This window comes from Burkholderia cepacia (genome assembly GCF_001039005.1).
Classification (GTDB): domain Bacteria; phylum Pseudomonadota; class Gammaproteobacteria; order Burkholderiales; family Burkholderiaceae; genus Burkholderia; species Burkholderia theae.
In genome coordinates this window covers 1-14,193 of record NZ_LDWR01000032.1, presented here as the reverse complement: position 1 = coordinate 14,193, position 14,193 = coordinate 1, and the positions used below count along the sequence as shown (strand labels likewise).

Genomic DNA, 14,193 nt, shown 5'->3' with positions numbered 1-14,193 from the left:
ATCGGACCAGGTAGCGCGCGCTACGCGGCGGGGGCCGCGCAACGCCGCGCCGTCGCGCTTACGACGCGGAGACGGGCTGCACCGCGGCCGGGTCCGAATAGCTCGGCCGGCCGTTCTCGACGTGGCCCGCGAAACGGCGCGAGAACGTGCCGTTCGCGCCGTCGCTCACCGTCACGTCATACCATTGGTGGCTCGACACGAGCGCCCACTGCTCGACGCGCTCGTCGCCGCCGTGCAGCGTGACCTGCCGCGCCGGCGCGCCGTACGCGTTGTCGGTCAGCGTCAGCGTGATGTGCGCCCCGCCGTGGTTGTGCAGCTTCAGGTACAAATTCCCGTTCGCGACGTCGTAGCCGGCCTTCACCTCCGGCTGCGCCGGCTTGCGGTGGGGCGCGGTTCCGGCCGACACGTTGCCCGAGAACACGCGCACGAAGCCGTTCGGCCCGTACACCGAGAACGCATACGCGCCGTTCGTCACCGTCAGGTCGAAATCCGCATGCAGCAGGCGGCGCGCGCCGACCGTATAGCGCCACGGGCCGTCGGTGCGGTTCGTCGAATACACGTGGAAGTGCGCGCCCTGGTTGCCGCGGTTCGCGAGCTCGATGCGCAGCGTGTTCCCGCCGTAGACGCTCGCGTTCACATGAAGTTCATACGGCAGCGCACGCGCCGGCCGCACGCCGGGCTCCTGCGGCGCGACCGGCGACGGCGTCGCGGGCACGGTCGGCGCGGGCTGCGACGTGCACTGCTGGTCCGCGATCGAGCGGTACTGGCTCGTGTCGGGCAGCGGCGGGAACGACGCGTCGGACGAGCGGAAGTCGAATGCGGCGGTGAGGTCGCCGCAGATGGTGCGGCGCCACGGCGTGATGTTCGGTTCGTCGACGCCGAAACGCTCGCCGATGAAGCGGATCACCGACGTGTGGTCGAACACCTGCGAGCACACGAAGCCGCCCTTCGTCCACGGCGACACGACCGTCATCGGCACGCGCGGCCCGAGGCCGTACGGCAGCCCGTCGGCCGTGTAGCTGCCGCCGCGGCCGGGGTTCACGACCGTATGCAGCTCGCCGTCGGTCGTCACGGTCGATGCGCCCTGCGCGGCCGACGTCGGCGGCTGCGGCGGCACGATGTGGTCGAAGAAGCCGTCGTTCTCGTCGTACATGATGAACAGCACGGTCTTGCGCCATACGTCCGGGTTCGACGTGAGCGCGTCGAGGATCTGCGACGTGTAGTTCGCGCCGTATGCGGGCGTGTATTTCGGATGCTCGGAGAACGCGGCGGGCGGGCACAGCCACGACACCTGCGGCAGCCGGTCGTTGATCACGTCGTCCTTCAGGTTGTCGAGCGTGCGCACCGTCTGCGCGCGCTGGTACAGCGACGAACCCGGCTTCGCGTTGATGAAGTTCGCGAAGTTCTGCAGGACGTTCGTGCCGTAGTTGCCGTTGTACGGATCGTTGCCTGTCGTGCCCTGCTGGTAGATCTGCCACGACACGCCGTGCGCCTCGAGGCGCTCGGGGAAGGTCGTCCACGACAGCAGTTGATAGGCGGGCGGCCCGTCGCCGTCGACATAGTCGCTGTTGTCGAGCAGCGGGCCGCCGAACTTGCCGGTCGGGTCGACCGTGCCGGTCATCAGGTACGAACGGTTCGGGTGCGTCGGCCCTGGCAGCGAGCAGAAGTAGTTGTCGCACACGGTGAACGCATCGGCGAGCGCGTAGTGGAACGGGATGTCCTCGCGCACGTGATAGCCCATCGTCATGTCGGTCTTGTTCGCGGGCCACTGGTCGTAGCGGCCGCCGTCGATCGCCGCGTGCGTCTTGTACCACGAGTGGTCGAGGTCGCCGACGCACTGCGCGCTCGTCGTCAGCGTATTCAGCCGGAACGGCAGCACCGGCTTGCCCGGATCGGCCTTCGACGGCTGGTACCACACCGGCTTGCCGTTCGGCAGCGGGATCGGGAAGCGGTCGTTGTAGCCGCGCACGCCGCGCAGGTGTCCGAAGTAATGATCGAACGAGCGGTTTTCCTGCATGAACACGACGATGTGCTCGACATCGCGGATCGTGCCGGTGCCGCGCGCGGCGGGAATCGCGAGCGCGCGGCGGATCGATTCGGGAAACGCGTTGAGCGCAACGGCGGCGCCCGCGGATTGTGCGACGGTATGCAGGAAACGGCGGCGGCTCGATGACGGCATGTTGTTCACCTCGGTTCTGCGGTCAGGGGGACGAAAACGGCGCGATCAGCCTGGTGACGACGCGGCGGTGGCCGACGCGGCCGCGTTCATCGCGGGTTTCGTGTCGTCGTCGTCATCGGGCGGGTAGTGCACGACCGGCGGCGCGAGCGGGGCGGCATCGGACGCGGTGGCGTTCGCGGATGCATCGCTGTTGAACGCGCTGGCGGAGCCGGCCGATGCGCCGGCCTGCTGCGAGGCGTCGGTCGCGTGCGCATCGTGCTGCGCGTCATCGCTGCAGGCGGCGACGAAAGCGGCGGCACACAGAACGACGGCGACGAAAACGCGACGCATGACTTCTCTCCTGGCAGGCTGATCGGGAAACGTTCTCGAGTATGCCGAAGCGATGCGACGTTTCGGTGAATCGTTTGCGACCGGTGCGTGATCGCGAAATGCTTTCGGCAAGCCGACTAATTGCTTTCGTGCGTGTGCATGCGGGCGGCGTGTGGCCATCGCCGCGTGCCGCCTATCAGCGCCGAGGCGTTTTGCGCCGCACCTCGCTGCGCAGCCAGTCGAGCCAGGTGCGGATCGCCGTTTCGTGCGGGTGGCCGGGGCGCCACACGACGTAGTGCGCATACACGTCGGTCACGCGCACCGTCGATACGCGCACGAGCGTGCCGTCCGCGAGTTCGGGTTCGATCAGCGAGCGGCGCGCGAGTGCGACGCCGCGTCCTTTCAGCGTCGCGTCGATCAGCGCGTTCGCATCGGTGAAGCGCGGCGCGCGCGCGGATTCGGTGAGGTCGAGCCGTGCGGCCTGGAACCACGGTTCCCACGGCTGTGCAGGATGGCGCAGCAGCGTCGCGCGCACGAGGTCGGCCGGCGCGCGCGGCGCGACGCCGTCGCGATTGCGGTACGCGGGGCTCGCGACCGGGAAGATCGTCTCGTTCATCAGCTTCTCGGCGACGACGCCCGGCCACGTGCCGGGCCCGTAGCGCAGCGCGACGTCGATGCGGTCGCGCTTGCGCAGCGGCGCGAGCGCCACGTCCGGGTGCAGCGCGATCGCGATGTGCGGATGCGCGGCCGCGAAGCGCGGCAGGCGCGGCGCGAGCCAGCGCTCGGCGACGCTCGGCAGCACGCTGACGTTCAGCGTGACGTCGCAGGTGCGCGGGCGGCTGCGCACGGCGAGCGCCGGTTCGAATGCGCGTTCGAGCACGCTCAGGCCCTGGCGCACCTGCAGCGCGAGCGCATGCGCGGCCTGCGTCGGGGTCGCGCCGTTGCGTTCGCGCGTGAAGAGCGGATAACCGAGCTGCGCCTCGAGCGCGCGGATGTGCTGGCTGACCGCGCCTTGCGTGAGCGCGAGTGCGTCGGCCGCGCGCGTGAAGCTCTGCAGCCGCACGGCGGTCTCGAACGCACGCAGCGTCTGCAGCGGGGGAAGGTGGATGCGTCGCATTCGGGTATTAGTAACACTAATGTCCGAGCACGACAATTCATCGTTTGCGGCGCACGGGCACGCGTTCCTACACTCGGTTCCGTCTTCCACAGCCCCGTCGGGCCACACCACCATGAACGCATATCGTCTCTATCTTTCGCCGGGCGCCTGCTCGCTGGCCGCTCACATCGCGCTGGAGGAAACCGGCGCGCCGTTCGACGTCGAGATCGTCTCCGTGCAGAAGCAGCAGAACCTCGAAGCGCGTTATCTCGCGATCAACGAGAAGGCGCGCGTGCCCGTACTCGCGATTCCGGGCGAACTGCGCGTGCTGACCGAAACGCCCGCGATCCTCACGTATCTCGCGCGCCGTTATCCGGACGCGCAATTGCTGCCGCTCGGCGATCCGCTGCGCGAGGCGCGCTGCCATGAATGGCTCGCCTGGCTGGTCGGCTGGGTGCATGGCGTCGGTTACGGCGCGCTGTGGCGGCCCGGCCGCTTCATCGGCGATCCGGCCCTGCACGGTGCGGTCAGCGAGCACGGTCGCGGCGTGATCGAAACCGCGAACGCGTCGATCGAAGCCGCGCTCGCCGACGGCCGCACGTGGGCCGAGCCGGGCGCGCATTCGATCGTCGATCCGTTCCTGTTCGTGCTGCATCGCTGGGGCGTCGCGATCGGACTCGACATGGCGCGGCATCCCGCGTGGACCGCGCATGCGCAGCGCGAGGCCGAACGGCCGGCCGCTCGGCGTGCGCTGGCGCGCGAGGCGGGCTAACGGAGAGGCGGGCGTCGTGGTGCATGCCGCGACGCCCGCAAGCAACGCGCGGTGGCTATCGCGCGGCGAACAGCGGATAGGTCGCGCCCGCGACCAGCGCGGCCGCGAGCCACACCACGCTCCACGAACTGACGGCGAGCAGCGGCGGAATCGCGAGCGGCGTCGCGAACAGCCCGAGGTAGACGATCGTATTCGCCATCCCGAGCGCGGTGCCCGCGTGGTTCGCGCCCGCGAGCGTCGCGAGCTCCGTGTACGCGACGCCGTGCCACGCCGATACGCAGATGCCCGCGAACACGAGAATCGCGACGATCGCCGCGAGCGGCACGTGCGCGCTGCCGGCCGTCGCGGCCGCGAGCAGCGTGAACGACCCGGCCGCGACGAGCACCGAACCGCGCAGATACGCACGCCGGTTGCCGTGCCGGTCGGTATGGCGGCCGCTCCAGACACGCATCACCATCGCGCCGAGCTGCAGCGCGACCATCGCCGCGCTGATGCCGGCGAGGTCGAGCCGGCCGAAGTCGTGCAGGAACACCGTCGCGAACGTGAGCACCGCGAACTGCGGCGCGCACAGCGCGCCGATGCCGAGCACGATGCGCCACACGGCGCCGCTCGCGAGCGGGCTGCGCGCGTGCCGCACGGGCTGATGCGGCTGCTCGACCGGACGAGGCGCGGCGACGTACGCGGCAGCCGGTGCGGCGGGCGGCTCGTGCAGCCAGCGCCAGGTCAGCGCGGCCGATCCCGCGCACAGCAGCATCAGCGCGCCGAACACCGCGGCGAAGCCCAGATGCGACGCGAGCGACGGCAGCAGCGCCGCGCCGACGCCGCCGCCGAGCGGCACGGCGGTCTGCCGGATGCTCATCGCGAGCCCGCGTTCGCGTTCGCCGAACCAGCGCATCACCGCGCGCCCGCTCGACCCGTTCACGCTGCCGCCGAGCAGGCCGACGCCGCACATCGCCACGACGACGCGCATCAGCGGCGGCACCGCGTGCGCGGTCGGGACGATCGTGCACACCATCAATGCGAGCATCGCGGCCGTCGCGACGAGCCCGGTCAGCAGCACGCGGCGATCGCCGAAGCGGTCGGCGGCGATCCCCCACGGCAGCTCGGACAGCGCGACGCCGAAGCCGAGTGCGCCGAGCACGAGCCCGAGCGCGCCGTTGTCGAGGTGATAGGCCGTGCGCATCCACACGGCGGTGGTCGGAATGCCGGCCGCGGCGGCCGAAAAACTCATGTTCGCGGCGACGCCGGCCGCCAGCACGCGCCAGCGATGGGCCGGGCCGCGCGTGGCGCGGACGGGCGAGGAGGGAGAAGCGATGCACGAGGTGTCCATGGCGGCAGTCCCGGTTGGAAATTGACATCGACAGTGTGGCGGCCTACATTCATCCTGAAAATCGGAAAGTTTTTGATAAATCGTTCGATAAAACAGGATGGTTGACATGTCCGGACAAGATATCCCGCGCGGCGGCGGCGAGTCGCTCGCGGTGCCCGATGCCGCGCTGGCCCGGCCCAACTTCGACGTGGCGGCGCTGCGCAGCCTCGTCGCGGGCGTGGATCTCGGCAGTTTTGCGAAGGCGGCCGACCGCGTCGCACGTTCGTCGTCGGCGGTGAGCGCGCAGATCCGCAAGCTCGAGGAGCAGGCCGGCACGCCGCTGTTCGTGAAGGCCGGGCGCGGGCTCGCGCTGACCGACGCCGGCGACGCGATGCTGCGCTATGCGCGGCGGATGATCGAGCTGAACGACGAGGCGGCCGCAGCCGTGCGCGGCGTGAATCTCGACGGCTGGGTGCGGGTCGGGCTGCAGGAGGACTTCGGCGAGGCGATCCTGCCCGACGTGCTGGGGCGATTCGCGCGTGCGCATCCGAAGGTGAAGATCGAGGCGCGCGTGGCGCGCAATGCCGATCTGCTCGACCGGCTCGACGCGAACCAGCTCGATCTCGCGCTCGTGTGGGGCGATCCGGCGTCGGCGGCGTTCGTCGCGCGGACGGGGATCGACGGCGAAGTGATCGCGCAGGTGCCGATGCAATGGATCGGCGCGGCAGGCGCGGGCGGTTTCGGCGGGGCGGACGGCGGCGGGGAGGATGGCGCAGGCGGCAGTGCGGGAGAACCGGGCAGTCGTGCGGTGCGCGCGCCGGACGAGCCGCTGCCGCTCGTCGTATTCGACCGGCCGTGCCGGTTCTTCGGCGCGGCGACCGGCGCGCTCGACCGCGCGGGCGTGCCGTGGCGCGTCGCGTTCACGACGCCGAGCCTTGCCGGGCTATGGGCCGCGGCGGCAGCCGGCCTCGGGCTGACGGTGCGCTCGCACTACGGGCTGCCCGCGTCAGTGCGCGTGCTTGACGCGGCGTCGTTCGGCCTGCCGGCGCTGCCGAGCCTGCCGCTGATCCTGCTGCGGCGCACGTCGTCGGCGACGCCGACCGTCGACCGGCTCGCGCAGATCGTGACGCAGGCGGTGCGGGAGGCGACGGAGGGGGCGGCGGTGGCGCTGGCGGCGTGACGAGACGTTCGATTGCTGCGGCGGGCTGCGACTCGACAGTCCATCTGCCGATTGGTCGAATGGATCGCTCGGGCGAACCTGACTACAGTGAGGGTCACCTGTAACGGAGGTCATCATGCAAAACGCGAACATTCCCGATACCAGTGCGATCGATCCGTCGCAACGGGCCGATGCCACGACCCGCGGCGACGGGGCGTCCGCCAAGCCGCCCATTCGGTTCGGCATCCTGCAAGGGCAGGCGTGGATCGCGGACGACTTCGACGCTCCGCTTCCCGATTACCTGCTGGATGCCTTCGAAGGGCGCTGATGCGGCTGCTGCTCGATACGCACATCTTCTTGTGGATCGTGACCCATGACCCGAGGCTCAGCGCACGGGCGCGCAGACTGATCTCGGCTGCCGACGAACGTTTCGTCAGCAGCGCGAGTATCTGGGAAGCCGCCATCAAGGCCGGCCTGGGAAAGCTCGACATCGATGTGGGCAAGCTGGTCCGCTCGATCGGCGCAAGCGGGATTCGCGAGTTGCCGGTCAGGGCCGTGCATGGGGCGGCAGTCCATGATTTGCCCCACTACCATCGCGATCCGTTCGATCGCTGGCTGGTCGCGCAGGCGCGGCACGAGCCGCTTCAGCTCGTGACCGCCGACGCGCTTCTTGCGCGGTACGGCCTGTCTCTGGTTCTGACAGTTTGAAATAGTCTCCGGGTCGAGATTCACTCATCGCCTGCGCCCTGGGGAGTCACGGCAGCCTATGCTGCCGCGACGTTCGACTCGATTTCGTCGAGTGCCGCGCAGAGGGCTGCCAGCCGCTCCCGCAACCCTTCGCTCGCCGGCACGAACGGCAGCCGCAACCCGTCTTCGCACCACCCTTGCGCGGCCAGCACGGCCTTCACCGGTGCCGGGTTCGGCTCCGCGAACAGCGCCGCGACGAGCGGCTGCAGCGCGACCGACAGGCGCCGCGCATCGGCGAGCCGCCCGTCGCGCAGCAGCGCATGGATGCGCACATGCCATTCGGGCAGCACGTGCGCGCTGCTCGCGATCGCACCGTGCGCGCCGGCGCACAGCGCCGCGAAGTTCTGGTTGTCGTCGCCGGACAGGATCGCGAGCGGCGTGTCGTGCACGAGCCGGCTCATCCGGTCGAGCGTGCCGCCGCATTCCTTGATGCCCGCGATACGCGGGTCGCGCGCGAGCGCCTGCAGCGTGTCCAGTTCGACGTTCACGCCGGTGCGGTAAGGGATGTTGTAGATGAGCACCGGCAGGTCGGCCGCGTCGACGATCGCCTCGACATGGCGGCGGATGCCGTCCTGCGTCGGCCGTACGTAGACGGGCGGCGTGACGAGCAGCCCGTCGGGCCGCAGCGCGGCGAGTTCGCGTGCGCGGGCGGCCGCGAAGTGCGTCGCGCTCGCGGTCAGCCCGACGACGATCGGCAGTCCGGGCGCCGCGTCGCGCAGCGTCGCGAACACGGCGTCCTGTTCGCGCGCGTCGAGCAGCACGCCTTCACCGGTCGTCGCGCCCGCGACGAATCCCGCGATGCCCGCGGCCGCATAGCGGCGCGCGAGCCGCGCGAGTGCCGCATGATCGACTTCGCCGTGGTGGAACGGCGTGATGATCGGCAGCCAGATACCTTCGAAACGTGTGTTCATGCAAAGCCTCATGGTGGAAACGGAGTGGGAAGGAACCGTTCCGCCGGCGGTTTGCCGGAATGAGGCATGCGTGCAAGGAGAAAGAAACGACCTGCGGGCATCCCGTCCGGCATTCGCCTGACGGGACGCGACGTCCCCGTCAGTCGAGGAGTCGTTTTTTCAGTTTCAGCCCGGCCGCGCACGCACCTGCCGCGATGGCGGCAAGGATCGAGGGCGAACGCAGGGCAGCGGACATGGATGAACCGTGAAGTGGGCTGAGCGGCGATCTTAACATTGGATCGGACGCACGCGCGAGCGTCCGCCTGCGTTTAGCAGGATTCGAGATTTGCTTTCCACGACTGATTGGAAAGCGCGCCGCGCCCGGCCGCTAGAATGCCCGCTTACGTTTCGATGACAGCGCGTACGCGTGCCGTCACGCACTTTCACCACCACTGGAACGGGGCATATCACGATGGCAAGCATGAAGGGGATCGGCCGCTGGCTGCACACGGGCGCGGCGGCGGCGCTGGTCGTGGCGGCGACGGCCGCCCACGCGGATACGTCGATCCTGAACGTGTCGTACGACGTGACGCGCGAGCTGTACAAGGACATCAACACGAGCTTTGCCGCCGCCTACAAGCAGAAGACCGGCGAGACGGTCGCGATCAAGCAGTCGCACGGCGCGTCGAGCGCGCAGGCGTTGTCGGTGCTGCAGGGGCTGCAGGCCGACATCGTGACGATGAACCAGCCGAACGACATCGACCTGCTCGCCGAACGCGGCCAGCTGCTGCCGAAGGACTGGCGCGCGCGTTTCCCGGACAACAGCTCGCCGTACTCGACGACGATGGTGTTCCTCGTGCGCAAGGGCAACCCGAAGGCGATCAAGGACTGGAGCGATCTCGCGAAGCCGGGTGTCCAGGTGATCATCGCGAACCCGAAGACGTCCGGCAACGGTCGTTATGCGTATCTGGCCGCCTGGGGTTTCCAGAAGCAGAAGGGCGCGACCGACCAGCAGGCGCTCGACTTCGAGAAGGCGATCTTCCGCAACGTGCCGGTGCTCGACTCGGGCGGCCGCGGCGCGACGACGACGTTCACGCAACGCGGGATCGGCGACGTGCTGGTCACGTTCGAGAACGAAGTCGCGCTGATGGACACGGGCGCGTCGGGTGCGCAGTTCGACGCCGTGTATCCGTCGGCGAGCATCCTCGCGGAACCGCCCGTCGCCGTCGTCGACAAGGTCGTCGACAAGAAGGGCACGCGCAAGGTCGCGCAGGCGTACCTCGACTTCCTGTACACGCCGGAAGCGCAGGAGATCATCGCGCAGCACCATCTGCGCCCGCGTGACGCGAACGTGCTGAAGAAGCATGCGTCCGAGTTCAAGTCGCTGAAGACGTTCAGCGTCGAGCAGGTCTTCGGCAGCTGGGCGAACGCGCAGAAGACCCATTTCGCCGATGGCGGGACGTTCGATCAGGTGATCGTCGACCGGAAGTGACCGCGGCGCGCACCGCGCTTGTTCGCACGATAACGATGCTGCCGGCCGCTCACACGCGGCCGGTTTTTTTTCGACGCTGCACGGCCGCGCAGCGGATTTTCGTTCGGGTTTCCGTTCCGAACCGGCCCGCATTCCCGGCCGCCGCCGCGCGTGCTACGCTCATCGCCTCCCTGCAACAGGCACCGTGCGATGAACGTCGATTCGTCCTCCTCCGCTCCCCGCCGTCGTGGCCGCAAGATCTGGTCGGGCACCCGCCCGGTGGTCGCGTACGGGATGCCGCCGCTCGGCTGGCGCGACTTCTATCATCGCGCGCTGACGGTGAGCTGGCCCGTGTTCTTCCTGTCGCTCGCGCTGGTGTTCCTGCTGCTCAACGGCGGTTTCGCGACGCTCTACCTGCTCGGCCGCGCGCCGATCGCGAACCAGTCGCCGGCCGGGTTCGGCGGCGCGTTCTTCTTCAGCGTCGAGACGCTCGCGACCGTCGGTTACGGCGACATGCATCCGCAGACCCTCTATGCGCACATGGTCGCGACATTCGAAATCTTCGTCGGGATGTCGAGCATCGCGCTGGCCACGGGGCTGGTGTTCGCGCGGTTTTCCCGGCCGCAGGCGAAGATCCTGTTCGCGCGCTACGCGATCGTGCGGCCGCTGAACGGCCGGATGACGCTGATGGTGCGCGCCGCGAATGCGCGCCAGAACGTGATTGCCGAGGCGCAGGCGAAATTGCGGCTGATGCGCGTCGAAGGCACGCACGAGGGCTACACGCTGCGCAAGATCCACGACCTGTCGCTCGTGCGCAGCGAGCATCCGATTTTTCTGCTCGGCTGGAACCTGATGCACGTGATCGACGAATCGAGCGCGCTGTTCGGTGAGACGCCCGAGTCGCTCGCCGCGCGCGACGCGTCGTTGCTGATCACGATCGAGGGCTCGGACGAGACGACCGCGCAGGTCATGCAGGCGCGTCACTCGTGGGCGCATGGGGAGATCCGCTGGCGTCACCGCTACGTTGACCTGATGCACGACGAGGGCGGCGTCACGCACATCGACTACACGCATTTTCACGAGGTCGTGCCGGTCGATGCCGACACCGACGAGCGTGGCTCGCCGGGCGTGGTGGTCGAAGCCGGCGCCGCGGCACCGGGCCCGGCCGCGTAAGCGTGCCCGGGGTGGCCGGCGGCGGCCAGGCGTCACGCGTGCAGCAGACGGGCCGCTTCGCGCTGCTCGATCGCGACCGCGCGGCGGAACGCATCGCGGTCCTCGGCGCGCGCGACGTAATCGCCGAGCACGCCTTCGTGCGGCAGCAGATGCGCGTCGAGCGCGATCTTCAGCGTGCTGGCGAGCAGCAGGTCGGCCGCGGTGAAACGGTCGCCGACGAGCCACGGGCTATGGGCGAGCGCTTGCGCGAGGGCACGCTGTACGCGCGTGATGTTGCCCCAGCCGAACGCGACCGGATTGCCCGACGCGCCCGTGAATTTCTCGGCCATCGCCGGTTCGAGGCAGGTCGGCGTGAAGAACATCCACTGCAGGAAACGGCCGCGCAGCGGATCGTCGGGTGCAATGCCGAGCCCGGCGCCCGGACAGCGGTCGGCGAGATAGAGCAGTACGGCGCCCGATTCGGCGAACGGTACGCTGCCATCGTCGAGCGCGGGCAGCTTGGCCATCGGGTTGACCTGCACGAACGCGTCGCTGCCCTGTTCGTGCGAGCGCAGGTCGATCGGCACGAGTTCGTACACGACGCCGATTTCCTCGAGCATCCACAGCGCCCGGAATGCCCGGGTCTTCGGCCAGTAGTAGAGCTTCATCGCGCCTCCGCGTGTGGATGCAGGTGTCGGTCCGGTGGATGCTCAAGCGTACCCGAGCGCAGGAGGTTCGGACAGGGGCGCCCAGGTGTGTGAGTCTGGTTCGACGCGTTGTGTCGAACGGGAATCGGGCGGAAAGCCGGACAAAGCCTGCTGCAATAAGAGTTAAATGAATAACTAGTTATATTAAAACTAGTTATAAGGTGCGCGAAAACTGACGCGCAGATCGGCATCTCTACAATGTGCCTCGGCCGATTCCGCAGCACCCGCACGCTCGGCGAAACCAGCTTCCGGCCGCAATCACCGCGCGTCGTGAGACGCTGAAATCAAGGAGGCAAGTCACGCATGTCAAACGACGATCGCACCACGATCATTCCGCGAAGAACACCGGAATCGGCGGCAATGGTCGCCGAGGTGAAACGAGCGATGGCGATCACCGCGAAGCTCAACCGTCTGACGTTCGACGATGCGGTTGAAGTTCGCGCGCTGTTCAGCGAACTCGTCGGCACGCAGGTGGACGACGGCTTCGTGCTGATCCCGCCGTTCCATGCGACGGGCGGCGCCGGCATGAAGGTCGGGCGCAACGTGTTCGTCAACCAGAACTGCACGTTCTACGACCTGGGCGGGCTCGAGATCGGTGACGACGTGATGATTGGGCCTAACGTCAGCCTCATCACGTCCGGCCATCCCGTCGAGCCTTCCCGGCGGCGCGACTTCGTCGTCGCGAAGCCGATCCTGATCGAACGGAATGTGTGGATCGGCGCCGGCGCGACGATCATCGGCGGTGTGATGGTGGGCGAGAATTCGGTCGTCGCGGCCGGGGCGGTCGTCACAAGGGACGTTCCCCCGAATACGCTGGTCGGCGGTAATCCGGCGACGGTCATCCGGTCGATTGCGGAATAGCGCCGCTCGGGAGCGCGTGCCTGCTCGACGATGCGTGGCCGGACGGATGTGGACAACCCACCGCCAAGGCGACTCGAAACGCTGTGCATTTGAATGGTGAGGGTGCCGCGGAGGCCGTCCGGATGGGGCTTTCCGGTTATCGCCCGATGGCCGCGAGCCGATGCGCGGGCTGGTTCTGCCGATGTGGAGATGCAGGTTTCTTTGCGCAATCAGTTGTGGATATCCCCCCCGAAACGACTCGGCGCCCTGTGCAATTCACAGGTGAGGATGACCGGATGCCGCGAAACGGATGAAGAGGGTTGTGGACAACTCGCCCGCGAGACGAAGCGAAATGCTGTGAAATTAAACGGTGAGTGTCGGCGCCCGATCTCGCGACGCGCCCACTCCAGCGCCGTTTCCCGGTCTTTGGCGTGGTTCGGGGCGCCGCGCATTCTAGCCGAACGCGCGCATGCGCGACTGAAGCGCGAGTGCGCCGCGACGTGGATATCCGGTTCCGCAAGCCTCTCGAAGGGGTGTGCATTCTAACGGTGAGCGCAGGCGCGTGGTCTGCAACGTGCGGATTTCGCTGCGCATACCCGTCTTCTCAAGCAACTCGAAGCGCTGTGCAATTCAATGGTGAGCATCTGCACGCGATCGGCGGAACGCCCGCCAGGATGCGGCCATTCGGCTGCCGAAGCCGTCTGACACGCTGCGTGGGTCCGGCTCGGATGCCAGCACGCGAACGAAGAAAACGCGGATTCCAGTGTGGATATCCGGCTGCCGAAGCAACTCTCGCCACTGTGTATTCTGAAGGTGAGCGTCGGCGCCTGATCGGACGGTGTGCAGCGTCAGGCGTGGATTGCCGGTCGTCGGTACGTATTCGAAATGCGCGCCCGCGATCGATCGACCGATTCTCGTTCATGTGGATATCCTGCCCTCCGACCCACTCGAAGCGCTGTGGTTTTCAACGGTGAGGGTCGGCGCGAGACCGGGTGACAATGCCGGTTCCGGCCTGGACAAGGACCATTGCAGCCACTCGAAGCCCTGCGTAATTCATCGGTGAGGGCGAGCCTCGCGATTGCGCGGCAGGCAGATCCGACCTGGATATCCGGCCGGCGAGCGCACTCGCGATCCTGTGTATTCGAACGGTGACGGTGAACGGCGGACCGACGCAATGCGCCGATCCCGGTGTGGATATCCACCGCCGAAATCCACTCGCCGCGCTGTGAATGTCGACGGTGAGGATCGGCGCCGGAGCGAATTGCAGACCAATGACGGATGTGGACATCTCCGCCCCGACGCCACTCGAAACGCTGTGCAATCGAACGGTGAGCGCGCGAGCCCGATCGGCCAGCGGGCGCGGCATTGTGGACATCCCGCGCCATCGACCAATCGGAACGCTGTGCATTCCAACGGTGAGGGTGACCGCCTCAAGCCACCAAAACCCTTGTCACACGGGGCGCCAGCGCCTGTCGCCGCCCCGGCGGGTCGCCTTCCGACGCGCATCGGTTTTCCACCAAGCCGCCCGACCTTCCCGACACCCCACCCATCCCGCCCCCACA

General features: G+C 68.2%; 13 protein-coding genes. 7 read left to right on the top strand and 6 right to left on the bottom strand.

Going from position 1 to position 14,193, the window contains the following annotated elements; translation table 11 throughout:
* Positions 1 to 58 precede the first annotated feature (58 nt).
* The 3 genes from VL15_RS19055 to VL15_RS19045 all read right to left on the bottom strand — a co-directional run bounded on the left by VL15_RS19055 (position 59) and on the right by VL15_RS19045 (position 3,605).
* Entirely contained in the window at positions 59 to 2,179 is a 2,121-nt protein-coding gene (locus VL15_RS19055; protein ID WP_048247754.1) for a phosphocholine-specific phospholipase C, read from the bottom strand.
* Positions 2,180 to 2,224: 45 nt separating this feature from the next.
* The gene (locus tag VL15_RS19050; protein ID WP_048247752.1) at positions 2,225 to 2,509 is read right to left on the bottom strand and encodes a hypothetical protein; all 285 of its coding nucleotides are present in this window, start codon (positions 2,507 to 2,509) and stop codon (positions 2,225 to 2,227) included.
* Between the two features lie 175 nt (positions 2,510 to 2,684).
* Complete coding sequence (locus VL15_RS19045; RefSeq protein ID WP_048247751.1) at positions 2,685 to 3,605, bottom strand: LysR substrate-binding domain-containing protein; 921 nt, start codon at positions 3,603 to 3,605, stop codon at positions 2,685 to 2,687.
* Between the two features lie 112 nt (positions 3,606 to 3,717).
* Here VL15_RS19045 and VL15_RS19040 point away from each other — a divergent pair, with 112 nt between their 5' ends.
* Complete coding sequence (locus VL15_RS19040; protein ID WP_048247749.1) at positions 3,718 to 4,356, top strand: glutathione S-transferase family protein; 639 nt, start codon at positions 3,718 to 3,720, stop codon at positions 4,354 to 4,356.
* 55 nt (positions 4,357 to 4,411) lie between these two features.
* Here VL15_RS19040 and VL15_RS19035 read toward each other — a convergent pair whose 3' ends face one another.
* Positions 4,412 to 5,686 carry an MFS transporter gene (locus VL15_RS19035; protein ID WP_048247748.1) on the bottom strand — a complete coding sequence of 425 codons (1,275 nt, stop codon included), beginning with the start codon at positions 5,684 to 5,686 and terminating at the stop codon, positions 4,412 to 4,414.
* A 106-nt stretch (positions 5,687 to 5,792) separates the two neighbouring features.
* Between VL15_RS19035 and VL15_RS19030 the strand changes: the two genes are divergently transcribed.
* The 3 genes from VL15_RS19030 (at position 5,793) to VL15_RS19020 (ending at position 7,532) form a co-directional block, all read left to right on the top strand.
* Entirely contained in the window at positions 5,793 to 6,845 is a 1,053-nt protein-coding gene (locus VL15_RS19030; RefSeq protein ID WP_048247745.1) for a LysR substrate-binding domain-containing protein, read from the top strand.
* 115 nt (positions 6,846 to 6,960) lie between these two features.
* A complete protein-coding gene (locus tag VL15_RS19025) occupies positions 6,961 to 7,152 on the top strand; it encodes a hypothetical protein (protein WP_048247743.1) in 192 nt (63 codons plus the stop codon).
* The gene (locus tag VL15_RS19020; protein WP_048247741.1) at positions 7,152 to 7,532 is read left to right on the top strand and encodes a type II toxin-antitoxin system VapC family toxin; all 381 of its coding nucleotides are present in this window, start codon (positions 7,152 to 7,154) and stop codon (positions 7,530 to 7,532) included. The genes VL15_RS19025 and VL15_RS19020 overlap by 1 nt, the downstream gene beginning before the upstream one ends.
* Before the next feature lie 56 nt (positions 7,533 to 7,588).
* Here VL15_RS19020 and dapA read toward each other — a convergent pair whose 3' ends face one another.
* Positions 7,589 to 8,482, bottom strand: a complete 894-nt coding sequence (gene dapA, locus VL15_RS19015) for a 4-hydroxy-tetrahydrodipicolinate synthase (RefSeq protein WP_048247739.1) — start codon at positions 8,480 to 8,482, stop codon at positions 7,589 to 7,591.
* A gap of 451 nt (positions 8,483 to 8,933) precedes the next feature.
* Here dapA and VL15_RS19010 point away from each other — a divergent pair, with 451 nt between their 5' ends.
* Positions 8,934 to 9,953: a sulfate ABC transporter substrate-binding protein gene (locus VL15_RS19010; protein WP_048247737.1), complete on the top strand. Its 1,020-nt coding sequence runs from the start codon at positions 8,934 to 8,936 to the stop codon at positions 9,951 to 9,953.
* Positions 9,954 to 10,142: 189 nt separating this feature from the next.
* Positions 10,143 to 11,105 carry an ion channel gene (locus VL15_RS19005; protein ID WP_048247735.1) on the top strand — a complete coding sequence of 321 codons (963 nt, stop codon included), beginning with the start codon at positions 10,143 to 10,145 and terminating at the stop codon, positions 11,103 to 11,105.
* Positions 11,106 to 11,137: 32 nt separating this feature from the next.
* Here VL15_RS19005 and VL15_RS19000 read toward each other — a convergent pair whose 3' ends face one another.
* Positions 11,138 to 11,752, bottom strand: coding sequence for a glutathione S-transferase family protein (locus VL15_RS19000; protein WP_048247734.1), 615 nt, complete (start codon positions 11,750 to 11,752; stop codon positions 11,138 to 11,140).
* A gap of 342 nt (positions 11,753 to 12,094) precedes the next feature.
* Between VL15_RS19000 and VL15_RS18995 the strand changes: the two genes are divergently transcribed.
* Positions 12,095 to 12,652, top strand: a complete 558-nt coding sequence (locus VL15_RS18995) for a sugar O-acetyltransferase (RefSeq protein ID WP_048247732.1) — start codon at positions 12,095 to 12,097, stop codon at positions 12,650 to 12,652.
* Positions 12,653 to 14,193: the final 1,541 nt, after the last annotated feature.